18 protein-coding genes are annotated in these 21,128 nt (G+C 65.4%); 9 read left to right on the forward strand and 9 right to left on the reverse strand.

Features of this window, described 5'->3' with window-relative positions:
* Positions 1–104: 104 nt before the first annotated feature.
* Positions 105–1,982: a BCCT family transporter gene (locus QNO03_RS14095; RefSeq protein WP_289603786.1), complete on the forward strand. Its 1,878-nt coding sequence runs from the start codon at positions 105–107 to the stop codon at positions 1,980–1,982.
* A gap of 81 nt (positions 1,983–2,063) precedes the next feature.
* On the opposite strand, the gene QNO03_RS14100 is transcribed toward QNO03_RS14095, so the two are convergent.
* From QNO03_RS14100 to QNO03_RS14110, 3 genes are all read right to left on the reverse strand, one after another.
* Positions 2,064–2,948, reverse strand: coding sequence for an NAD-dependent epimerase/dehydratase family protein (locus QNO03_RS14100; protein WP_289603787.1), 885 nt, complete (start codon positions 2,946–2,948; stop codon positions 2,064–2,066).
* Positions 2,949–3,024: 76 nt separating this feature from the next.
* Positions 3,025–3,342, reverse strand: a complete 318-nt coding sequence (locus QNO03_RS14105) for a hypothetical protein (protein WP_289603788.1) — start codon at positions 3,340–3,342, stop codon at positions 3,025–3,027.
* A gap of 55 nt (positions 3,343–3,397) precedes the next feature.
* Complete coding sequence (locus tag QNO03_RS14110; protein WP_289603789.1) at positions 3,398–4,051, reverse strand: DJ-1/PfpI family protein; 654 nt, start codon at positions 4,049–4,051, stop codon at positions 3,398–3,400.
* 120 nt (positions 4,052–4,171) lie between these two features.
* On the opposite strand from QNO03_RS14110, the gene QNO03_RS14115 reads away from it, so the two are divergent.
* Positions 4,172–5,101 carry a GlxA family transcriptional regulator gene (locus QNO03_RS14115; protein WP_289603790.1) on the forward strand — a complete coding sequence of 310 codons (930 nt, stop codon included), beginning with the start codon at positions 4,172–4,174 and terminating at the stop codon, positions 5,099–5,101.
* 47 nt (positions 5,102–5,148) lie between these two features.
* On the opposite strand, the gene QNO03_RS14120 is transcribed toward QNO03_RS14115, so the two are convergent.
* Positions 5,149–6,177, reverse strand: a complete 1,029-nt coding sequence (locus QNO03_RS14120; RefSeq protein WP_289603791.1) for an isopenicillin N synthase family dioxygenase — start codon at positions 6,175–6,177, stop codon at positions 5,149–5,151.
* A 175-nt stretch (positions 6,178–6,352) separates the two neighbouring features.
* On the opposite strand from QNO03_RS14120, the gene QNO03_RS14125 reads away from it, so the two are divergent.
* Entirely contained in the window at positions 6,353–6,850 is a 498-nt protein-coding gene (locus QNO03_RS14125; protein WP_289603792.1) for a glutathione peroxidase, read from the forward strand.
* Between the two features lie 21 nt (positions 6,851–6,871).
* On the opposite strand, the gene QNO03_RS14130 is transcribed toward QNO03_RS14125, so the two are convergent.
* Positions 6,872–7,807: a Cof-type HAD-IIB family hydrolase gene (locus QNO03_RS14130; RefSeq protein WP_289603793.1), complete on the reverse strand. Its 936-nt coding sequence runs from the start codon at positions 7,805–7,807 to the stop codon at positions 6,872–6,874.
* Positions 7,808–7,911: 104 nt separating this feature from the next.
* On the opposite strand from QNO03_RS14130, the gene QNO03_RS14135 reads away from it, so the two are divergent.
* Together QNO03_RS14135 and QNO03_RS14140 are read left to right on the forward strand one after the other, a co-directional pair.
* On the forward strand, positions 7,912–8,211 hold the full coding sequence (locus tag QNO03_RS14135) for a type II toxin-antitoxin system VapB family antitoxin (protein WP_229951172.1): 300 nt from the start codon (positions 7,912–7,914) through the stop codon (positions 8,209–8,211).
* The gene (locus QNO03_RS14140) at positions 8,204–8,887 is read left to right on the forward strand and encodes a LytR C-terminal domain-containing protein (RefSeq protein ID WP_289603794.1); all 684 of its coding nucleotides are present in this window, start codon (positions 8,204–8,206) and stop codon (positions 8,885–8,887) included. Before QNO03_RS14135 ends, QNO03_RS14140 begins: the two co-directional genes overlap by 8 nt.
* A gap of 19 nt (positions 8,888–8,906) precedes the next feature.
* Here the strand turns inward: QNO03_RS14140 and QNO03_RS14145 are convergent, their stop codons facing one another.
* The 3 genes from QNO03_RS14145 to aceA all read right to left on the reverse strand — a co-directional run bounded on the left by QNO03_RS14145 (position 8,907) and on the right by aceA (position 12,804).
* A complete protein-coding gene (locus tag QNO03_RS14145) occupies positions 8,907–9,614 on the reverse strand; it encodes a DsbA family oxidoreductase (RefSeq protein WP_289603795.1) in 708 nt (235 codons plus the stop codon).
* Between the two features lie 126 nt (positions 9,615–9,740).
* Positions 9,741–11,372, reverse strand: coding sequence for a malate synthase A (aceB, locus tag QNO03_RS14150; RefSeq protein WP_289603796.1), 1,632 nt, complete (start codon positions 11,370–11,372; stop codon positions 9,741–9,743).
* A 133-nt stretch (positions 11,373–11,505) separates the two neighbouring features.
* Positions 11,506–12,804: an isocitrate lyase gene (gene aceA, locus QNO03_RS14155; protein WP_229951158.1), complete on the reverse strand. Its 1,299-nt coding sequence runs from the start codon at positions 12,802–12,804 to the stop codon at positions 11,506–11,508.
* 142 nt (positions 12,805–12,946) lie between these two features.
* Between aceA and QNO03_RS14160 the strand changes: the two genes are divergently transcribed.
* The 4 genes from QNO03_RS14160 (at position 12,947) to QNO03_RS14175 (ending at position 16,914) form a co-directional block, all read left to right on the forward strand.
* Complete coding sequence (locus QNO03_RS14160; protein WP_289603797.1) at positions 12,947–14,446, forward strand: helix-turn-helix transcriptional regulator; 1,500 nt, start codon at positions 12,947–12,949, stop codon at positions 14,444–14,446.
* Between the two features lie 80 nt (positions 14,447–14,526).
* The gene (locus tag QNO03_RS14165) at positions 14,527–14,910 is read left to right on the forward strand and encodes a DoxX family protein (protein ID WP_289603798.1); all 384 of its coding nucleotides are present in this window, start codon (positions 14,527–14,529) and stop codon (positions 14,908–14,910) included.
* Positions 14,911–15,027: 117 nt separating this feature from the next.
* Positions 15,028–15,942, forward strand: a complete 915-nt coding sequence (locus QNO03_RS14170; protein ID WP_289603799.1) for an RNA polymerase sigma-70 factor — start codon at positions 15,028–15,030, stop codon at positions 15,940–15,942.
* A gap of 84 nt (positions 15,943–16,026) precedes the next feature.
* On the forward strand, positions 16,027–16,914 hold the full coding sequence (locus tag QNO03_RS14175; protein ID WP_289603800.1) for a DNA-formamidopyrimidine glycosylase family protein: 888 nt from the start codon (positions 16,027–16,029) through the stop codon (positions 16,912–16,914).
* Between the two features lie 80 nt (positions 16,915–16,994).
* Here QNO03_RS14175 and QNO03_RS14180 read toward each other — a convergent pair whose 3' ends face one another.
* The gene (locus QNO03_RS14180; protein ID WP_289603801.1) at positions 16,995–20,906 is read right to left on the reverse strand and encodes a S8 family serine peptidase; all 3,912 of its coding nucleotides are present in this window, start codon (positions 20,904–20,906) and stop codon (positions 16,995–16,997) included.
* Positions 20,907–21,128: the final 222 nt, after the last annotated feature.

Below are 21,128 nucleotides of genomic sequence, written 5' to 3' on the forward strand. Positions count from 1 at the left end.
TCCATAATTTACTGAAATTCGCGCTTTATGCACTAAAGTTTAGCGTTATGAATTCCGAGTCTTCACCTCCAGAGCACGTCTCAGGCAGTACCGACGGTTCACACGTGTCCGGGTCTCCGGTGCGCAGGGCTGCCGGCCGCCCGGTTGAGCGTGTCAAAAAAGCGCTGCGTACTGCTGCTTCCACCCCCGTGCTTAGCCTCCATCCCGGGCTGGTCCCGGGCATCAGCGTTGAGGACACCGGGGTCAGCTATCCGACCCGGCGCGGTGTGTTCATTTTTGCCATGGCCATCTCTCTCGCCGTTTTGGCGTGGGCGATTTTTGCGCCCAGCAACCTCAGTTCCGTAGGCACCGGGATGCAGGGCTGGGTGGTTGTGCATTTCGGCTGGCTGTTTAACGCCACCATGGTTGCCGCCGCGATCTTCATGCTGGTGGTCGGTTTCGGGCCGACCGGCAAGATCCGGCTGGGGGCCGATGACAGCACGCCGGAGTACTCCACGGCGTCCTGGATCTCCATGCTGTTCGCAGCCGGTCTGGGCATCGCGCTGATCTTCTACGGGCCGATGGAACCGCTCAGCCATTTCCTCTCCCCACCGCCCTCGACTGATGCCGAGGCAGGCACCTCCGCCGCCATCCTGCCGGCCATGTCGACCACCTTCCTGCACCAGGCCAGTCTCGCCTGGGTCATCTACGCCCTGGTGGGTGGTGCCCTGGCCTACGCCTCGTTCCGGCGCGGCCGGCTGCCGCTGATTTCGTCGCTGTTTGAACCGGTCTTCCCCGACGGCAACAACCGGGTGCTGGGAAAGATCATCGACGTTTCCGCCGTGCTGGTGACACTGTTCGGCACCGCGACCTCGCTGGGCATCGGCGCGCTCCAGATCCGCACCGGAGTCTCGATCATCACGGGCCGGGAGCTGGGTAACGGCTTCGTCGTCGTCGCCATCAGCCTCCTGACGGTTGTCTTCACCATCTCCGCTGTCGCCGGCATCAAGAGGGGCATCCGGCTGCTCTCCAACCTCAACATGACCCTGGTCATTCTGCTGACGCTCTTTGTCCTGCTGACCGGTCCGACGTTCTTCCTGCTCGATCTGCTGCCGGCCTCGCTCATCGCGTTTGTCGGCAACATGCCGGATATGCTGACCGTCTTCGCCGGCCAGGGCGCCGAGCAGGAGGCCTTCCTGACCGGCTGGACCACCCTGTACTGGGCCTGGTGGATCTCCTGGTCCCCCTTCGTGGGAATGTTCATCGCCAAAATCTCCAAGGGCCGCACCCTGCGCCAGTTCGTCACCGTCGTCGTCTTCGTTCCCTTGACCATCTCCGTCTGCTGGTACACGGTCTTCGGCGGAACCGCCATCTGGATGAACCAGAACGGGCTGGAGTTGACCATGAAGGGCTCCGGAGAGAACGTTATGTTCGATCTGCTGGCCAACCTGCCGTTCAGCTCCGTGACGCCCATCGTGTGCATGCTCGCGATTCTGGTCTTCTTCGTCACCGCCGCGGACTCGGCCGCCAACGTCATGGGCTCGATGTCCCAGTCAGGCCGGCCCGTGCCCTCGAAATCGGTGACCATCATCTGGTCGGCGGCACTCGGGCTGATCGCCATGTTCCTGCTGCTGGCCGGAGGCCAGAACGCCCTTTCGGGGCTCCAGGCCATCATGGTGACCTGCGCCCTGCCGTTCACCATCATCCTCGTCGGTGTGATGATCTCCTGGGCCAAGGACCTGCGCAACGACCCACTGATGATCCGGCGCCGGTATGCACTGGAGGCCATCAGCGGCGGCGTGCGCCGCGGCATCGACGAGCACGGAGACGACTTCGTCTTCGGCACCGCGCACGTGCCGGAGGCTGAAGGCGCCGGGGCCGACTTTGAGAGCGACGACCCCGCCCTCACCGATTGGTACACGGACAACGTGCAGGACGCGGACGTTGTAGAGGGCCCGGAGGAGGAGCATTCGGACAAGGTGAAAGCCGGCGCCGTCGACTAGCGCTCCTGCCGGATTGAAAGCGGAAGCGGGAACACATGGTTCCCGCTTCCGCACGGCAAGAGCAGACGCCACAGAGACAAGCTAGTTCCGCAGTGCGTTGCCCTCGGCGTCCAGATAATCCCGCCAGGACCGCTTCGGCCGCCAGCCGAGCAGCTTGTGTGCCTTGGCGCTGGAAATCCCCGAGGCGTCCGGCCGGTCCAGGCCGCGCAGCTGGATCTGGTCGCCGTAGTGCTCCGACAGGATCTCTGCAAAGTTGTGGCCGCCGACGTTGTCGGGTGAGGCAATGTAGAAAACCTCGTGCCCGGGCAGGTCCGATTCGGTGGCGAGGACGATGGCGTCGGCCAGATCGTACACATCCACATAGCTCCACAAACCGGGGCTCAGCACCGAGCTGTCGCGGATCTGCGGCCCTAGGTTCAGCTCGTAATTGCCCTCGAACTGCACCCAGCTGGGCCGGATGGAGATGCACTGGATGTCGGAGCGGGCCACGGCGGCGTCCATGAGCTGTTCGCCGAAGTGCTTGGAGAGCGCGTACGGGTCCTGGGGATGCACCGGATGCTCTTCGTCCACCGGCGCGTAGTCCGGCAGGAAATCGCGTTCCGGGAAGAAGAACCCGGGCACGGTTTCGCTGGAAATGTAGACGAAGCGCTGCACCCCGAAGCGGACCGCGGCTTCCAGAATGTTGAACGTGGCCATGAGGTTGTTCTGGAAGACGACATGCGGAGGATGGCCGGTGGGTTCCGGGATGGCAGCCACGTGCACCACGGCCTCCGCACCGCGGACGACGGCGAAGGCGTCGCCCGCGTCGGTGAGATCGGCCCGCATGTACTTCGGGGTTCCCGGCAGTTTGCGTTCGAAACCCGGCTGCGAGAGGTCGGTGGTCATGACCTCGTGTCCGGCGTCCATCATGGCCTGGGTGACGGCGCGGCCTACTTTTCCGTGGGCACCGGTGATGAGGACTTTCATTCGTTCTCCTGGGGTTGCTGGGAGTGCCGAGACTACCCCTAACTTCCGTTGGCGGCTGCAGCATGCCGCTGCTGGCTCAGGCAGCCTGCCGGGTTCCCTCCACCGAGGACTTGGGCAGGCGTCCCGCGCGGGAATGACCCTGCATGGTGTCGCCCGTGACGAGAACCTCGAAGTCGAGGTTCAACCGGATTGGCTTCGTGATCGACTGGCTCCAGGTGACTGTTTCCCCGGCAGGAGAGATAACCGTGCGCAGGTTTTGCAGCGGCACTGTCTCCGCCGCTCCCGCCGCGGTCCCGGTGAGGACGCCGTCCTTATCGGTGAAGGTCATGGTGGCGTTGATGCTGCCGATGGGTGTGCGCATGGTCAGCGCCCAGGTTCCGGGAAGGGAAGTCATGGAGGATCCGTCTCTCTGCAGGTGATGGTGGTGGGTAGCGGGGCGTGTGCGGACGTCAGGCGACGAGAGGCACGGGACCGCGTTCGTGCCAGACGGTTCCGCGGCGGTCATAGGAGAAGAGCTGCTCAACAGCGTGGGAAATCCGCGGACCGTAAAGCCGCTCGAGCAGATAGAGGGCCAGATCCAGGCCGGAGGTGACGCCGCCGCCGCTGACGAGGTTGCCGTCGTCGACCACCCTGGCCTCGATGACGCGCACGCCGGTGGCTTCGAGTACGGGGTTGCCGAGGGGGTGGGTCACAGCGGTCCGGCCCTCAAGCAGGCCGGCCATGGCGAGCACCAGCGATCCGCCGCAGACGGTGGCTACCAGAGTCTCGGGGGCGGCGAAGGCGCGGCTTATCAGGGCGGGCAGCGCTGTACCGCCGAGCCGGGCAATCATGACCGGGATGGTGTCGATTTCGTCCGGATCCCCGGCGATGGGTCCCGATGCCCCCGGGACAATAACGACTCCGGGTGCTTCCGGGTCCAGGGTATGGGTGGCCTTGAGCCGCAATCCGCGGGTGCCGCTCGTCACTGCGCCCGGCTTGCCGAGCGCCACGAGCCGCACGTCCAGATCACCCCCGACCGCGTCTGATCCGGCGCAAAGCACCTCGAACGGGCCGATGACGTCGAGCGGGTCGAAGCCGTCGAAAAGGACAATCTGAGCGAGCACGGTGCTGCCTTTCGGTTGAAGGGGACTCTTCAACGTTAGAAGCGGACCGCAGCCCGGGCGAGTGGCTGATACGCCGTCATGCGCAACGATTCCGCCACCGGTAACGCTTAGGATGTCAGCATGCACACCATTGCTGTTCTTGCCGTAGACGGCGTCATCGCCTTCGACCTGGCCACGCCCCTGGAAGTTTTCGGCCGGAGCGGCGGGGGAGAGCCGCTGTATGACGTGGTGGTGGCCGGCCCCCGACGGCACGCAGGCGCCGGCCCGATATCAGTGACTGTCCCGCATTCCCTGGCCCGGATTGCCGAGGCTGACACTGTGATCATCCCGGGCCGCGCCGAGGGCAGTGGTCCCCTGGATCCCCGCACTGCCGCCGCCATCCGCGCCGCTGCCGGAAACGGCGCGCGCATCGCGTCGATCTGCGTCGGAGCGCTGGACCTGGCAAGTACAGGGCTGCTGGACGGGTTGACCGCCACCACCCATTGGCGTGCGGCGGACCTGCTCGCCACCCAGTACCCCGCCGTGAACGTAACCCCCGCCGCGTTGTTCGTCGACAACGGGCAGATCCTGACTTCTGCGGGTGCGTCGGCCGGCATTGACCTCTGCCTCCATATGATCGCCCGCGACCACGGCGGCGCCGTCGCCGCTGACGCCGCACGCGCTGCGGTGATGCCCCTCACCCGCGACGCCGGCCAGGCCCAGTACGTGCGCGATGACACGCTCGGCGCCAATGGGCTGGGGGACACCCTGCGGTGGATCGATGAGCACGCCTCCGAGGCCATAACCGTCGTCGACATTGCCCGGTCGGCGGCGGTCAGCACCCGCACCCTGAACCGCCGCTTTGCGGCAGAACTCGGGCTGACACCGAGCCAATGGCTGACCCGGGCCCGTGTCCGCCGTGCCCAGCGCCTGCTGGAGACGACAGATTATTCAGTGGACCGCGTGGCAGCGGATTCTGGTCTCGGAACCGCCGCCAACCTCCGCGCCAGGTTCGCCGACATTGTCGGGACCAGCCCCACCCGTTACCGCACTGCGCTCACCGCCCACTGAGCTCCGCGCACTGAGCTCCGCCCACCGACCTCCGCGGGCCGAAGCCCCTATTTCCCCACAAGCTCCGGATGGTGCAGCTTGGCCACCTGCGGGTGGGCCCGGAGCCAGCCCTTCAGGACATTGGCGCCGTAAGAGGCGAGCATGGGGTTGTCGGGATCGTCGGAGATGCCGCGGGACTGGCTGGCCAGCTCCGCGGGAAGCGTCACGGGATCAATCACCGAGTCCAGCCGCGGCGACCAGAAAAACGGAATGGCGTACCGGTCCACGCTGGGCGCCGGAGCCAGGACGCGGTGGATGGTGGCCGAGAGGTAGCCCTGGGTGGCCACCTCGAGCATTTCACCCAGATTCACCACCAGTGCGCCGGGAATGGGCTCCACCGGAAGCCAGGTATCGGACTCGTGCGGCTTCACTTCCAGCCCACCCACCGAATCCTGCAGCAGCAGGGTGATAAAGCCGTAGTCGGCGTGCGCTCCGACGCCCTGGGTGCCGGCTTCCTTAACGACACCGCCCACATAGTGGATGAGCTTGGCCATCCACGCCGGGGTGTCTTCGAAGGGTTCGGTGAAATGGTCTTCTGGCAGTTCCAGGGAGACGGCGATGGCACTGAGCAGCTCGGCACCCACCCAGCTCATGGCCTCGGCCCAGTCCATGGCGGTGGCCCGCAGCTCGGGGAGCACCTGGTCCGGGAACTGGTTGGGTCCCTGCACCAGCCAGTACGGCTGGTCTGCCGGGTACTCCGCCACCGGCGCGCGTTCGGGGCCGAAGTCGACCTGCTCGCGGGCGTCGGGGCGGCCCTTGGTGATTTCGGTGCCGAGCCGGGTATACCCGCGGAAGTGCGGGGAATTCCGGTTGTCCAGCGCCAGCCGGTCCTCGAGCGGCAGGTCGAAGAACCGCTTGGTGACGTCGAACAGCTCCTCCACCTTCGCCTGGGCCACACCGTAGCCGACCAGCTGGAAGAAGCCGATCCGGTGCGTGGCATCACGCAGCTGATCGATGAATCCGGAGTTGAAGGAGCCGTCGGCACTGCGTGCCGTACTCAGGTCCAGGACGGGTATTGACTCGGGAATTGCACTCATATCGGCAAGCTATCACCGCCTCTGTCAAGTTCGAACCAAATATTACGAAGTGCTATGAAACACGTCCTGGTGTTTCATCCGGGTAAGCGCAGAAGCCGGAATTGGGCGTTCAGCCGGGGATGGGATGCAATGGAAACAGACCAAATCGAAAGGGAGCTCCGTGGAGAACAACGCCGTGAACGAGAACTTGTACGACATTCCCCTCACCATGCTGGACGGCACCGAAACCACCTTCGGCGAGCTGTTCCGCGGTAAGGCCGTACTGGTGGTCAATGTGGCCTCGCGCTGCGGTTTCACACAGCAGTACGAGGGCCTGCAGGCCCTCTACGAAACCTATGAACGCCGGAACTTCTCCATCCTCGGTGTGCCCAGCAACTCCTTCGCCGGGCAGGAACCGGGCAGCAACGAAGAGATTGCCGAGTTCTGCTCGCGGAACTTCGGCGTGACCTTCCCGCTGACGGCCAAGGCGGAGGTCAACGGCCCGAACCGGCACCCGCTCTACGCCGCGCTGACTAAGTTCCACGACGGTGAGCTGGGCGATGACATCGGATGGAACTTTGAGAAGTTCCTGATCACCGACAGCGGCGAGATCGTGGGCCGGTTCGCGTCCGCCGTCGCCCCCGGGGCACCAGAAATGCAGGAATCCGTGGAGGCCGTCCTCCGTCTGGAGTAGGGCTGGAGTTCCGGGGGAGCGCTAGACGACGACGGCGTCGTCCGCCGCTTCCCCGGCAGCCATGGCCACCCAGCGCTCAAAGTAGGCAGCACCGGCGTCGTCGTGGATCAGTGACCCGGCCGTGAGCACCGGATACGGCACGGTCGGAACGCCGTCCGCCGGCCGCACGTCCACGTGCGCGACGTCGTAACCCTGGGTATGCAGCTCGTCCGCCATTGCGTAGTCGGTGCGGGAGTCGCCGACCGTGCGCCAGATCCGCGGAATCGGCGTGCCTTCCGCTTCGAGCAGTGACAGCGCGCGGCGGGCGCCCAGGTCCTTGCCGACTCCCAGGGCTTCAATGTCCGTGGAGATGATGGTGGGGTCAATCCGGAAAGCCACTGTTCCGTGGGCATCCGGGATCGCGTGCTCCAGCCGCTGGGCGCCCATCCCCGCCAGGGACATCTGCTCCAGGGCGTCGGCGTCGAAGCGACGCTGGTCCGTGAGGTAGTCGGCGTTGTCCACCCGCAGGTGCTGCTCCACTGACACCATGGCCAGCTTGGTCTCGTCAAAGAACATGGTCCCGGAGTACTTGGCCGCGACCAGGCCGCGGATGGTTTCGGCATAGTCGCCGGGGACCTTTAGATCCGGGTCCACCTGCGGCTGGCCCGCTCCGGTGCCGTCGAAGGAGAACCAGACCGCGCCCTTCTCACAGACCGCGTGCAGCCGCACCCCCTCCGGCAGGCCGGCAGCCATCATCGGCTGCATCACCTGCTCTCGGATGAAGGCATCGGAGCGTCCGGTGTTGAAAATGACCGGCCAGCCCGCAGTTGCCAGGGTGACGAGGTTCCGGATGATGGAGGGGCGGACGCTGCGGGAGACGGGGCTGGCCACGGGACCGTCGACGTCGAGCAGGAGACCGATTCGGGGAGCAGAGGTGTTCACCTCCCCAGTATCCCGTCTCTGCCGCCAGGACCGCATTTTTGGGGACCGCAGGACCGGATGCGGCTTAATCCGGGGTTTTGCCTGCGCCGCGCCCGAGCGTCGCTGTTTCTTTGGATGCGGATGTTCTCTACTCTGTACTAGTGATCTTCAAAGCTGTTGGCGACGTACGCCCCTACCCTGACCATGGATATGTAACACCGAAGGACTGGGCGGCTGTACCTCCCCGGCAGGTTCGCCTGGATGAACTGGTGACCACGAAGGGCACGCTGGACCTCGGCGCTCTGCTGGCCGAGGATTCCACCTTTTTCGGAGACCTGTTCCCGCACGTCGTCCAATGGAAGGGCACCATGTACCTCGAAGACGGACTTCACCGGGCCGTAAGGACGGCATTGCACCAGCGGACCATTCTGCACGCCCGCGTGCTGGTCCTCGATGACTAACCAGCCCCCGGACGGGGATCCCGGCGGGTACTCCGCCAGGAACGATCCGCGGGAATGGCACGGGCACCGGATTGTCACCGGCGGGGACCTTGGGGCGGTGTTCGCACCGACCGAGGAGCCGGAGCTGGTTCGGCGTGCGAAACGGCGCCGCCGGCTGCATAACTCGGTGGTTGCATTTCTGGTTCTCCTCCTGCTGGTGGCAGGGACCCTGGCGCAGGGTTTGATTTCGGGGTGGGTGCGGCTGCCAGCGGCGGCGCCCAGTACCTCAGCAGGTCCGGTGGACGAATGTCCAGCCGGGCCTTTTCCGTATCTGGACACCGCCGCAGTGGAGGTGAACGTGTACAACGCGACGGCGAACCCGGGTCTGGCGGGAACCGTCGGGGATGCCCTAAACCAGCGCGGCTTCCGCGTGGACAGGGTGGGGAACAGCAGCGTGAACCGCTCCGAGATGACCGCGCTGGTGCTGTCCGGACCCTCCGGCTTCGCGGCCGCCTACACGCTGCAGCAGCACATTCCGGACTCTCAATACGTTCGCGACGAGCGCACGGACGGGTCCGTGGACGTGGTGATCGGTTCCGGGTTCTCGGAGCTGGCGCCGGCGGAGCAGGCAGCCGCAGCCGGCCCGGGCGCACTCAGCTGCCCGCAGTCCGAAACGCCGGCGCCGGCTGGCCAGTAGCGCGGTGTCCTTTCAGTGCCTAGCAGCCGTCGGGTCCGCAGGCAGGTCCATCCACTGACTCCGGTGTGAGGCTGATCAGCGGGTGGGATTCCTGCCAGGCCTGTTCCAGCGCGGAGGTGAACAGATCGGCGGGCTGGGCGCCGGAAATGCCGTACTTGTCGTCCAGCACGAAGAACGGCACACCGCTGATCCCAAGGGAACGCGCCTGCGCAATGTCGGCAGTGACGGCGTCGGCGTATTCATCGGAGGCCAACATGCCCGTCACCCGGTCTGCGTCCAGGCCGACCGCGGTGCCGATCTGCACCAGGTCCGCTGCCGCACCGATGTCCATGCCCTTCTCGAAGTGGGCCGAAAGCAGTGCTTCCTTGGCGGCGTCGGCGGCCGTGAGCCCGCCCTCGGCCTTAGCCAGATGGATCAGCCGGTGGGCGGAGAAGCTGTTGGCCACCACCAGGGAGTCGTAGTCGTAGGACAGGCCTTCGCCGGCGGCCTGGACCGTTACCTCGTCCAGCATCCGGGCGAGCTGCTGAGGATCGATACCCTTGCGCTCGCTCAGGTACTCAACCTCGGTGCCCTCGAAGTGTTCGGGAAGGGACGGGTCCAGCTGGAAGCTGTGCCAGCGGACCTCCACCTCGTCCCGGTGCGGAAAGCGGGCGAGCGCGGTTTCGAAGCGGCGCTTGCCGATGAAGCACCACGGGCAGGCAATGTCGGACCAGATATCAATCTTCATATCCGGTGCAACGCGAAAAGGACCGGAAGCCATTCCCGCGCTGCTCGAAAAAGCGAACGGTCATGGTTTCCGGTCCTTGCCGCTGCGGATACTGAAGCGGTATCCGCAGTTCCCCTCCCCCAGGGGTTATGCCGGTGCCAGCTCCTGCGATTCATGCAGGAAGCGGGCATAGGCAGGCACGGTGAGGAAGGTGGGGAAGTGTTCCCCGCAGGCGACTTCCTCAAAAAGCTCACGGGCATCGTCGAAACGGTCCCCGTCGAAACGCTGCAGCCGGGCGAACTCTTCTTCGAGCAGCTCCTCGACCCACTGGTGCGTCACCAGGTCACCCTCGTCGGTCACGGCCGAGCAGTGGATCCACTGCCAGATCTGCGAGCGGGAGATTTCCGCGGTGGCGGCGTCTTCCATCAGGTTGTTGATAGCGGCCGCACCGTTGCCGCGCAGCCAGGATTCGATGTAGCGGATGCCCACCTCGATATTGCTGCGGATACCGGCCTCGGTAATGACCCCCGGGGTGGAGGCGATGTCCAGCAGTGCCTTGTCGCTGGGCACCACATCCTCGCGGGTCTTTTCCAGCTGGTTCGGGCGCTCGCCGAGTACGCCGTCGAACACCTCCATCGCCACCGGCACCAGGTCCGGGTGGGCCACCCAGGAACCATCGAAGCCGTCGCCGGCTTCGCGGGTCTTATCGGCGCGCACCTTCTCCATCGCGATGTCGTTGGCTGCGGCGTCCTTGCGGTTGGGAATGAAGGCTGCCATACCGCCGATGGCGTGGGCACCCCGGCGGTGGCAGGCACGCACCAGCTGCTCGGTGTAGGAACGCATAAACGGCGCGGTCATGGTCACCATGTTCCGGTCCGGCAACACGAACCGGGGTCCGCGGGTACGGAAGTTCTTGATCACCGAGAAGATGTAGTCCCAGCGGCCGGCATTCAGTCCGGCGGCATGGTCCCGCAGTTCGTAGAGGATCTCCTCCATCTCAAAAGCGGCGGTGATGGTCTCGATGAGCACCGTGGCGCGGATGGTTCCCTGCGGAATACCCAGCAGGTCCTGCGCCAGGACGAAGATGTCGTTCCAGAGCCGGGCCTCGAGGTGGTTTTCAATCTTCGGCAGGTAGAAGTACGGGCCGCGTCCCTGCGAGATCAGGCGCTGGGCGTTGTGGAAGAAGTACAGTCCGAAGTCGACGAGGCCGCCGGCGATCGGGGTGTTGTCCACCAGCATGTGCTTTTCCGGCAGGTGCCAGCCGCGGGGGCGAACCACGATGGTGGGCAGTTCCGTCAGGGAAGTTCCCTGTACCCGGTACTCCTTGCCTTCCGGAGAGGTGAAGTCGATGCGGCGGTCCAGGGCGTCGCGCAGGTTCAACTGGCCGTTGATGACGTTGGACCACGACGGCGTGGAGGAGTCCTCCATGTCGGCCAGCCACACCTTGGCGCCGGAGTTCAGGGCATTGATGGTCATCTTCCGGTCGACCGGCCCGGTGATTTCCACCCGGCGGTCCTCCAGCCCGGGGGCGGTCGGAGCCACCCGCCAGGAGCTGTCCTCGCGGATGCCGCGGGTCTCCGGGAGGAAGGTCGGATCGGCGCCGTTGGAGATCTGCTGGCGGCGCGCCTGACGCTGCTGAAGGAGTTCCTGCCGGCGGGTGGTGGTGGCCCGGTGCAGTGCCTTGACGAAGTCCAATGCCTGCGGGGTGAGGATTTCCTCCTGGCGCCGTACTACCGGGGCGGTCAGGGAAATACCGTTCAGGGTGATCGGGTCATTCATGGCGTTTCTCCTTGGGGTCTTTCAAAACTGGGGGTGGTGCTGCGGGGCCGGTCGAGCCGGCCCCGCAGCACCGGGGGTGCAGTGAGCGATGCGGTGCAGCAAGCGGGAGCCGCGGGTTTAGTGGAGCCCGGGTTTAGTGGAACTGGGCGGACTCGGTGGAGCCGGCCAGGGCCAGGGTGCTGCCGTTCGGGTTCAGCGCGGTGGCGATGGCATCGAAGTAGCCGGTGCCCACCTCGCGCTGGTGCTTCGTGGCGGTGTAGCCGCGGGATTCGGAAGCGAATTCCTTCTCCTGCAGTTCCACGTAGGCGCTCATGCCGTTGCGGGCGTAGCCGTGGGCCAGATCGAACATGGAGTAGTTCAGGGCGTGGAAGCCGGCCAGGGTGATGAACTGGAACTTGAAGCCCATGGCACCGAGTTCGCGCTGGAACTTGGCGATGGTGTCGTCGTCCAGGTGCTTCTTCCAGTTGAACGACGGCGAGCAGTTGTAGGCCAGCATCTGGTCGGGGAACTCGGAGCGGACAGCTTCGGAGAACTTGCGCGCCAGTTCCAGGTCCGGGGTGCCGGTTTCCATCCAGATGAGGTCCGAGTACGGTGCGTAGGCCTTGGCCCGGGCGATGCAGGGTTCGATGCCGTTGCGGACCTTGTAGAAGCCTTCCGCGGTGCGCTCGCCGGTGATGAATTCCTGGTCGCGCTCATCGACGTCGGACGTGATCAGGGTGGCGGCCTCGGCGTCGGTGCGGGCAATCACCACGGTGGGGGTGCCGGCGACGTCGGCCGCGAGGCGGGCGGCGTTGAGGGTGCGGATGTGCTGGCTGGTGGGGATCAGGACCTTGCCGCCGAGGTGGCCGCACTTCTTCTCCGAGGCGAGCTGGTCTTCCCAGTGAACGCCCGAGGCGCCGGACTGGATCATGGACTTCATGAGCTCGTAGGCGTTGAGCGGGCCGCCGAAGCCGGCTTCGGCGTCGGCCACGATCGGCACCATGTAGTCATCCACGCTCTGGATGCCTTCGGCGAACTCGATCTGGTCGGCACGCAGCAGCGCGTTGTTGATGCGGCGGACCACGGTGGGAACCGAGTTGGCCGGGTACAGGGACTGGTCCGGGTAGGTGTGGCCGGAGTTGTTGGCATCGGCGGCGACCTGCCAGCCGGAGAGGTAAATGGCCTTCAGCCCGGCCTTGACCTGCTGCACTGCCTGGTTGCCGGTGAGGGCGCCCAAGGCGTTGGTGTAGCCCTCGTCGCCGGCATTGCTCAGCTGGTCCCAGAGCTTTTCGGCGCCGCGGCGGGCCAGCGTGTGCTCTTCCTGGACACGGCCGCGCAGCTTGACGACGTCGTCAGCGGTGTAGTCGCGCTCAATGCCGTCCCAGCGGGGGTTGTTCTCCCAGTCCGAGGTGAGCTGCTCTGCGGTGGGGGCGGTGTTCTGGTCCTGGCTCATTGCAAATCTCCTTGAATTCATTCATTCGTCCCGGCCGCTTCAACCGGAATTTCCTGCTGTGCACTAAGCCTGTGCCAACAACAACCCCTCTTCTAGGGTTTTTCTATGGAAAGAAACGCAGTTCTTCGCGTATCGTGAAAATGTGACGCCTACTACATGGAACCGGCCCGCTCCGACCCCCCGAAAGGACGGATCGGCGCCCGACGCCGACAGCACCCTGGACGTGATCAGTCTCGGCCGCCGGGTCCGGCACCTGCGCAAAGCCAAGGGCATGACGCTCGATGACCTGGGGGCCGCCGTCGGAACGGTCGCCTCCCAGCTGTCCCTGATCGAGAACGGAAAACGTGAGCCCAAGCTCGGCATGATGCAGGCATTGGCTGCTGCCCTGGACGTCAGCATCGATTCACTGCTGGGGTCGGAGCCGCCCAGCCGGCGCGCTGCACTGGAAATCGAACTGGAGCGGGCGCAGCGTGGACCGCTCTATGCTTCCCTTGGCCTGCCGAAGGTGCGGATCGGTTCACGGCTGCCGATCGACGTCCTCGAATCCCTGGTGGGGCTGCAGGCCGAGTTGGAACACCGGCTCAACGAGCAGGTGGCCACCCCCGAGGAGGCCCGCCGGGCCAACGGTGAACTGCGGGCCATGATGCGGGAGCGCAACAATTACTTCCCCGAATACGAGGCCGAGGCGCAGAAGGTGCTCGATTCGGTGGGGCACACCTCCGGTCCGCTGTCCCAGCATGTAATCGCGGATATCGCGGCGCACCTGGGCTTCACCCTGCACCATGTGAATGACCTGCCCCATTCCACCCGGTCCGTCACCGACCTGAAGAACCGGCGGATCTACCTCACCCAGTCGCAGCGTTCGGACCATGACCCGCGTTCGGTGCTGCTGCAGGCGCTGGGGCATTACGTGCTCCAGCACCAGACGCCGCGCAGCTACGGCGAGTTCCTGGGCCAGCGGGTAGCCACGAACTACTTTGCCGCTGCGCTGCTGCTGCCGGAGAAGGCGACGGTGGAGTTCCTCCAGGGGGCCAAGGCCGCCAAGGAAATTGCGGTGGAGGACATCCGGGATGCCTTTGCGGTGTCCTATGAGACGGCCGCGCACCGGTTCACCAACCTCGCCACCCAGCATCTGGGTATTCCCACCCATTTCCAGAAAGTGCACGAGAGCGGGATTGTCTACAAGGCCTATGAGAACGACGGCGTGACGTTCCCGGCCGACCATACCGGCGCCATCGAGGGCCAGCCGATCTGCCGGTACTGGACATCGCGGGAAGTCTTTTCCGTGCCCGACCAGTTCAGCGCGTTCAACCAGTACACCGATACTCCGGCAGGTACGTACTGGTGCACGGCCCGGATTGAACGCGGTTCGGCGGGCAAGTTTTCGCTCAGCATCGGCGTGCCGTATCAGCACGTGAAGTGGTTCCGGGGCCGGGACACCACCGAGCGGTCCAAATCCCGCTGCCCGGATCCGGACTGCTGCCGCACACCTCCCGGCGAGCTGGCCTCCGAATGGTCCGGGTATGCCTGGCCGAGCGCCCGCGCGCATTCGCACCTGTTGGCGGCGCTGCCGCCCGGGGCGTTCCCCGGCGTGGACGAGACCGAGGTGTACTCGTTCCTGCAGTCACATTCGGCGGGGTAGCGCTACACCGCAGGCATGTCACAGGCGCAGCGCCTGTTTCGTCACTCTGATGTAGGTATTTCCTCATCAAGGAGCGGACGATGAACCTCATACTGTGGATTGCCACCGCGCTGCTGGCGGCTGTAGCCCTTGCCAGCGGACTGCTCAAACTACTCGTTCCCAAGGAGAAACTCGCTGCAAGCAAGGGTGGGGGATGGGCTGCCGATGTCAGTGGCGGCTTCGTCAAGACCCTTGGTGTCCTCGAAGTCATGGCTGCGGCGGGCCTGATCCTGCCTGCTGTCTCCGGGGTTGCACTCTTTCTGGTGCCGGTGACGGCTATCTGCTGGGTCCTGCTGATGATCGGCGCGATGATTACGCACGGCCGGCGCAGCGAAACCCCGTTGATGCTGGTCAATCTGGTGTATTTGTCACTTGCCGCCTTCATCGCGTGGGGCCGGCTGGGGCCCGGGTCTTTTGCCGCGTGAGCGGTGCCCGGGACTGCTGCGGGGCTTGAAAGTCGTTGACCCATCGCCGAGGGTGGTGGTCACACCAGCGGTGCCGCCCGGCTGTGGGCGGCACCGCCCACGGAAAGAGGTATCCCGGTGGGCCGGACCGAAGAGTTCCTGGCGTTACGGCCGCTGCTGTTTTCGATTGCCTACCGCATTCTGGGCAGCGTGAGCGAGGCAGAGGACGTGCTGCAGAATACGTGGCTGCGGTTCGACGCTTACCCGGGGGAGCCCCGCTCGCCGAAGTCTTTCCTTTCAACCGCGGTGACCCGGAGCTCGATCGATGTGCTGCGTTCGGCACGGGTCCAGCGGGAGGAATACGTCGGCACCTGGTTTCCCGAACCGCTGGTCGACGATCCGTATGAGGATCCGGCGCGGGCTGCTGAGCTTGCTGATTCGGTGTCACTGGCGTCGCTGCTGCTGCTGGAACGCCTCAGTCCGCTGGAACGTGCGGTCTTCGTCCTGCGGGAGGTCTTCGACTTCGGGTACCCGGAGGTCGCCTCTGCGGTTGGGCGTTCGGAGGCAGCCTGCCGCCAACTGGCGGTGCGGGCGCGGGACCACATGGCAGCAGGCAGGACGCGTTTCACGGCGGACCGAACCGAGCATTCCGAACTGGCGTCGCGGTTCTTTGATGCCCTCCGTGACGGTGACCTCGCCGGCCTGCAGAAAGTGCTCGCCGCTGACGTGTCGATGGTCGGCGACGGCGGCGGCAACGCCCCGCAGCTGGCCCGCGCGATCATCGGTGCAGCAAACGTGGCACGCCTGCTGGCCTCGGTTTTCCCCCGCATGGTCCGGCTGGACATCACCATCGAGCAGCACGAGATCAACCGGCAGCCCGGCGCGATAGTCCGTGACCGGGACGGGCGGGTGCTCACCACGGTGGTGCTTGACGTGCTCGATGGGCAGATCCAGGCGATCCGCTCGGTCATCAATCCCGACAAGCTACGGCATCTGGGAGCAGTAGCGGACGCCTGGGAACTCAACCGTGAAGTACGAGCGATGGGGAACTGAGCCACCAGCGGGGTGGACTGCCGGCTGCATTGCGGTCCCGGATGGGTGCTGGTTCAGGGTTTTGGTTTCGCCTAGGGTGAGGGCATGCCTGAGATGCCCGAGGTGCAGGGACTCGCCGACTTCCTGCGGTCCAAGCTGCTGCCGCCCGATGCACCCGCTGCGGTGATTTCGGAGGTTGAAGTGCTGTCTTTTCCCGTGCTGAAGACCGCGGCGGTGCCCGTGGAGGAGCTGTACGCGGGGCCGGTGTCCGGCGTCGAGCGGCGGGGCAAGTTCCTGGTCCTCACGGCCGGCGGGGTGCACCTGGTGATGCATCTGGCCAAGGCCGGCTGGCTCCGCTGGTCGGATGCGCTGAAACCGGGCCGGCTGCGCCCGGGCAAGGGACCGATGGCCCTGCGGGTGCGGTTTGCGGCCTCCGGCGACGGCGGTGCCGAGCCCGGCTTTGACCTGACCGAAGCGGGAACGCGGAAATCGCTGGCGGTGTACGTGGTCCGGGACCCTGCGGACGTTCCGGGGGTTGCCCGGCTCGGTCCGGAAGCGCTCGACGTCGGCGCTGACACCTTCGCTGCGCTGGTCGGCGCACACCGTGGCCAGATCAAGGGACTGCTGCGGGACCAGTCGGTCATCGCGGGGATCGGCAATGCCTACAGTGACGAGATCCTGCATGCGGCGCATCTGTCCCCGTTCGCCATCGGGGCCAAGCTCGACGCCGGCGAGGTGGACCGGCTGTTCGAAGCGATGGGCGCTGTCCTGGACTCTGCAATCAGCAACGCGTCCGGGCGCCCGGCGGCGGAGCTGAAGGATTCCAAGCGGCAGGCAATGCGGGTGCATGCACGGACCGGCGAGCCCTGCCCGGTCTGCGGGGATACCGTCCGTGAGGTGGCCTTTGCCGATTCCTCGCTGCAGTACTGTCCCACATGCCAGACCGGCGGCAAGCTGCTGGCCGACCGGAGGATGTCCCGGCTGCTGAAGTAGGTCCAGAACGGCTGTAGGCCCCGGATTCCTCCGGGGCCTACAGCTTTATCGAGTGTGGTTTCCTAGTGCGGCACTAGGTTCTAGCCGCGGCCACCGCCGTGGCCGTCACCTCGACCGTCACCCCGGTTGTCACCGTGGCCGTCTCCGCGACCATCGCCGCGTCCATCGCCCCGGTTGTCACCGTGGTCATGGCCGCCCTTGCACTTCTGGGCCTTGAAGGAGGCCTTGTAGCTGGCCTTTTCAACCTTGCCCTTGCCGGTGAAGGTGTAGCTCGCAGTGACGTCGCCGGCCTTGATGGATGACTGGCGGGTCTTGATAACTACAGACTTGCTCTTGCCCGGAGCCAGGTCCCGAACGGAGGCGGTGCCGTAGCTCGACTTCACCACGACGTCGGCCTCCCGGGTTCCGGTGTTCTTGACCGTCACCGCAATCTCGGCACCCGAACCTGAACACTTACTGACGGCACTGACCGGATTGGCCGGTGTCGGTTTGGGTGTCGCTGTCGGCTTAGGTGTTGCCGTCGGGCTCGGCGTCGGCTTAGGTGTTGCCGTGGGCTTCGGCGTTGCTGTCGGGCTCGGCGTCGGCTTCGGCGTTGCCGTGGGGCTCGCCGTGGGCTTGGGCGTTGCCGTGGGGCTGGGCGTCGGCGTAGGCGTCGGAACTGCCTTAGCCGGTACCTTGATCGGCACCACTTCGGCCTTGCCGCCGTCGCCGTTTGTACCGCTCAGATCCCCGGTGGCGTTGTGCAGGTGCAGGAACAGTGCCTTGGCATCGGTGGTTCCCGCGCTGCGGGTGACATCGATCTGGCCGCCGTCGACATCCGCGAACAGGCTGTCCGGGGTGGCGCCGGTGAAGGTCAGTGCCGGGTTGGCGGCATCGAAGGCGATGTACTCGGTGGTGTCGACGGGAACACTGTTGCCCTGCTCGTCCGCGTTGTAGGGGTGCCACGTGCTCACCCGGTAGCGGAGCGGCGCCGAGGCGGCGTTGACGTCCAGGCCCAGCGCCGCGGCCGAAACCGGCAGCGTGACCGCGTTGGTGTCGAACGTGTTGCTATCGGTATTGCCCAGGACGCCGTTGGCGCCGGTCTGGTCCACCAGCGTGGCCGTGCCGTCCGGGTTCAACCGGTAGGTCGAAACCAGCACCAGGTCCAGGTCGGCAGCCCGGGTGGTGAAAGTGACAAAGTCCGGAACCGAGTCACCGTTGGTATCGATTTCCACGTCGATCTCGGCCGCACCGCTAAGAATCGGCCAGTTGGCCCAGGTGCTCACACCGAAGTTCACCAAAGAGTTCTGCAGGTTCCCGCCGGCAGCCTTCACCGTTGGAACAGTAGACGAGGCGCCCACTGCCTGCAGGTCCATGGCGTACATGGAATCCATCTTCACGGAATCCAACCGCGGGCTCTGCGCGCCCAGGACCAGGGGAGAAACCAGCGAGAGGTAACGCGAAGCGCCCGCACCTTGGTTCAGCTCGCGGCCCTCCAGGGTGACTGTGCTCTCCAGTGCCTCGGAGTCGGCGAAGGCGATTTCCTTGCCGGCACTCATATCCGAGGTCGGCTTCGGGGCTGAGTAAACCGGAACCCGCAGCGTGGGCGTACCGGTGCCGGCAAACTGCACCCGGCCGGAAACATCGGCCAGGAACTGCCGATACAGGTCCAGCTGCTCAGTAGCAGCAGCCGGATCCATGGTCTTGGTCAGCGCCGCCGGATCGGAAATGCTCAACGTCACGTCCACTGTGGCCTTGCCATTGGCGGGAACACTCACCGAGGGGGTGGTGCTCACGACGACGCCGGGCATTGCGGACGCCTGCAGGTAACTGACGTTGTACGCCACCGGCCGGTCTGACTTGTTTTCCACGGTGACCTGACGGGTCAGCACCAGGGCTTCCTTGCCAAGTTCCAGCACCCCAAAGTTGACGCTGGTCAGTGCCTGATCCTCTGTTGCATAGGCAAGGACCTTATTGTCCAGCGCATCGAGGGCATCAACACGTCCCGCACCGACCCGGTTGGGACCCTGCACGGCACCACCCGCAGCAAGCACGTCGTGCGTGGCGGTATTCATGATGGCCGTCTTGACCTCGTACGGGTTCAAGTCCGTAGCCGCGTAGACCAAGGCGGCAATACCAGCCACATGCGGGGTAGCCATGGAGGTTCCGCTGCTGACTGCTGCACCGGTACCGGACCCGACGGCGGCCGAACCGATGGAGGAACCCGGTGCCGCGACGTCGGGCTTGACGATGCCATTTGAACCGTGCACCCCACGTGAGGTGAACGGGCTGGCGGTATCGCCGGCACCCGACGGGGCGCTGATGGTGGCCCGGTAGGCCGAGGATAGACGAAGGGTGAGGGTTCCCGCCGACGCAGCCGGACGCAGCAGATCCGAGGACGCCGCATTCAACTGGATTCCGGGGATGGTGGTGTTGCCGGCGATGCCTGCGTCAAAGACCGAACGCGGGGAGTCCAGCACCACACCGGTTGCACCGGCGGTCTGGGCGTTGTTGAAACGGACTCCCGACCCGCAGGGGAACGCCCCGTTATCCTCCCACTGGAGCCAGACCCACTTACCGGTCAGCGAGCCGGCGGGGAAAGCGTTGCAGCCAAAGCGGTTGTCCGCCGGGGCCATAACGACGTTGCCGGTGAGCTGCGCTTCGGTGACCGCCGGGTCCGAGTAGTTGAAGTTGGCCGAGTACTGCCCTGCAGCGCGTCCGGCCAGCTCGGCAGGCGCGAGGACATCCGCTCGGTCCAGGGCGACCTGGGTACCGATGGTGCTGGCTACGCTCAAAGCCGACTTCGCGTTGCCCGGGGACCCACCGACGTCGTACACATCCCCGGCGTTGCCCGCGGCGACGACGGAAAGGATGCCCTGCTCGGTGAGTTTGTTAACAATGTCGTTATCGGGATCGTCCACCGGTGAGTAGTCGGTGCCCAAGGACATGTTCACTACCTGGGCACGGTCGGAGAAATCACCGTCGCCGTTGGGGTCCAGCACATAGTCCAGGGCTTGTCCGACGACTTCGGAGGAGCCGGCGCAGCCGAAGACCCGGAGGCTTACGAGCTGGGCCTCGGGCGCTGACCCGGGACCGATCCGCATCGAATTGACCTGTTCCGCCGTGAGCGTGGAGTAGTCACCGCGGAAGGTGGAACCGTCATCGTTGGTGCCGTAGCCGGCAGCGGTTCCGGCGACGTGGGTGCCGTGCCCCTCGCAGTCGAGCGGATTCAGGTCCGGCCGCGGAACAGGCTGATACGTGGGGTCAGTGGAGGTGGCATTGTAGTCATCGCCGACGAGGTCGTAGCCGCCGATGAACTTCTCCGGGTCAAGCAGGCCGCTTGCTGCAGAGGGGATGGCTGGGGACGCCTGGGCGGCCTGGTAAGCCTCAACGGTTCCGGGGCCGCCGAAATCGCTGTGGGTATAGTCGATGCCGGTGTCCAGGACAGCGATGGTGATGCCTTCGCCGGTCTGGTTTCGCTCCACCCAAGTGTTCAGGGCACGGGTGTCAATATCCGCACCCCTGTTGTCGATGTGTTTTGGAACGATCTTGGTGATCCGGACGACGTCAGCGCGTCCGGCCAGTTCGCGGATGGCCGCAGCGTCGCCCACGATGGCGGTGCCGGGAAGTGTATTGGTGGTGGTGTAAAGCGTGCTCGCATCCGCTTCCGCCGCTACGGACTTGGCCTGGGACGTGATGTTGCCGCGGATCTCCTCGACCAACGGCTTGTTCACCACGGGCTCCGCTTTGCCGTCCTTGACTGCGTCCGGCTGCGTTTGTTCAAAGGCGCCTTCACCGGTGAACTGCACGTAGACGGACACCTGGCCGGAGGCATCCCGCAGGCTGGCGGAGACTTTTTGTTCGGCGAACCGCTGGACCGAGATGCCCTCGGCCAGTGAGGTGCTGCTGACTGGTGCCTCGGTGGCCTGGGCCGGCAGGCCCAGGCTCGCTGTAAGTGCGATTCCGGCGAATGCGGCAGTGAGGACCGCGCCGGGTTTGTAATGACTGGACATTGGGCTCCTTGAACGTTCCACCGAGCGCTACCGGCACGTCCAGGAGACAGTTGCACGGCTGCTGACACACGCGGCAGGTTTTCCGTTGTGCCTCCAACCCCCGCGGGGAGCGTCAGCGTGCACGTAACGGCCCCCAAACCAAGCAGCCGTAGGGTCACAATAGAGGACCAATCGTGTGGTGCATAGGTTGGGGTTTTTTGGAGCCAATTACGCGCCGGACCC

Origin of the sequence: Arthrobacter sp. zg-Y877 (assembly GCF_030373105.1) — a bacterium.
GTDB lineage: Bacteria > Actinomycetota > Actinomycetes > Actinomycetales > Micrococcaceae > Arthrobacter_B.

What these genes read in the sequence shown, in the direction of transcription:
- QNO03_RS14100 (WP_289603787.1), bottom strand. Translation starts at nt 2,948, where the DNA reads ATGAAAGTCCTCATCACCGGTGCCCACGGAAAAGTAGGCCGCGCCGTC.
- QNO03_RS14105 (WP_289603788.1), bottom strand. Translation starts at nt 3,342, where the DNA reads ATGACTTCCCTTCCCGGAACCTGGGCGCTGACCATGCGCACACCCATC.
- QNO03_RS14115 (WP_289603790.1), top strand. Translation starts at nt 4,172, where the DNA reads ATGCACACCATTGCTGTTCTTGCCGTAGACGGCGTCATCGCCTTCGAC.
- QNO03_RS14120 (WP_289603791.1), bottom strand. Translation starts at nt 6,177, where the DNA reads ATGAGTGCAATTCCCGAGTCAATACCCGTCCTGGACCTGAGTACGGCA.
- QNO03_RS14130 (WP_289603793.1), bottom strand. Translation starts at nt 7,807, where the DNA reads ATGCGGTCCTGGCGGCAGAGACGGGATACTGGGGAGGTGAACACCTCT.
- QNO03_RS14140 (WP_289603794.1), top strand. Translation starts at nt 8,204, where the DNA reads ATGACTAACCAGCCCCCGGACGGGGATCCCGGCGGGTACTCCGCCAGG.
- QNO03_RS14145 (WP_289603795.1), bottom strand. Translation starts at nt 9,614, where the DNA reads ATGAAGATTGATATCTGGTCCGACATTGCCTGCCCGTGGTGCTTCATC.
- aceB (WP_289603796.1), bottom strand. Translation starts at nt 11,372, where the DNA reads ATGAATGACCCGATCACCCTGAACGGTATTTCCCTGACCGCCCCGGTA.
- aceA (WP_229951158.1), bottom strand. Translation starts at nt 12,804, where the DNA reads ATGAGCCAGGACCAGAACACCGCCCCCACCGCAGAGCAGCTCACCTCG.
- QNO03_RS14165 (WP_289603798.1), top strand. Translation starts at nt 14,527, where the DNA reads ATGAACCTCATACTGTGGATTGCCACCGCGCTGCTGGCGGCTGTAGCC.
- QNO03_RS14175 (WP_289603800.1), top strand. Translation starts at nt 16,027, where the DNA reads ATGCCTGAGATGCCCGAGGTGCAGGGACTCGCCGACTTCCTGCGGTCC.
- QNO03_RS14180 (WP_289603801.1), bottom strand. Translation starts at nt 20,906, where the DNA reads ATGTCCAGTCATTACAAACCCGGCGCGGTCCTCACTGCCGCATTCGCC.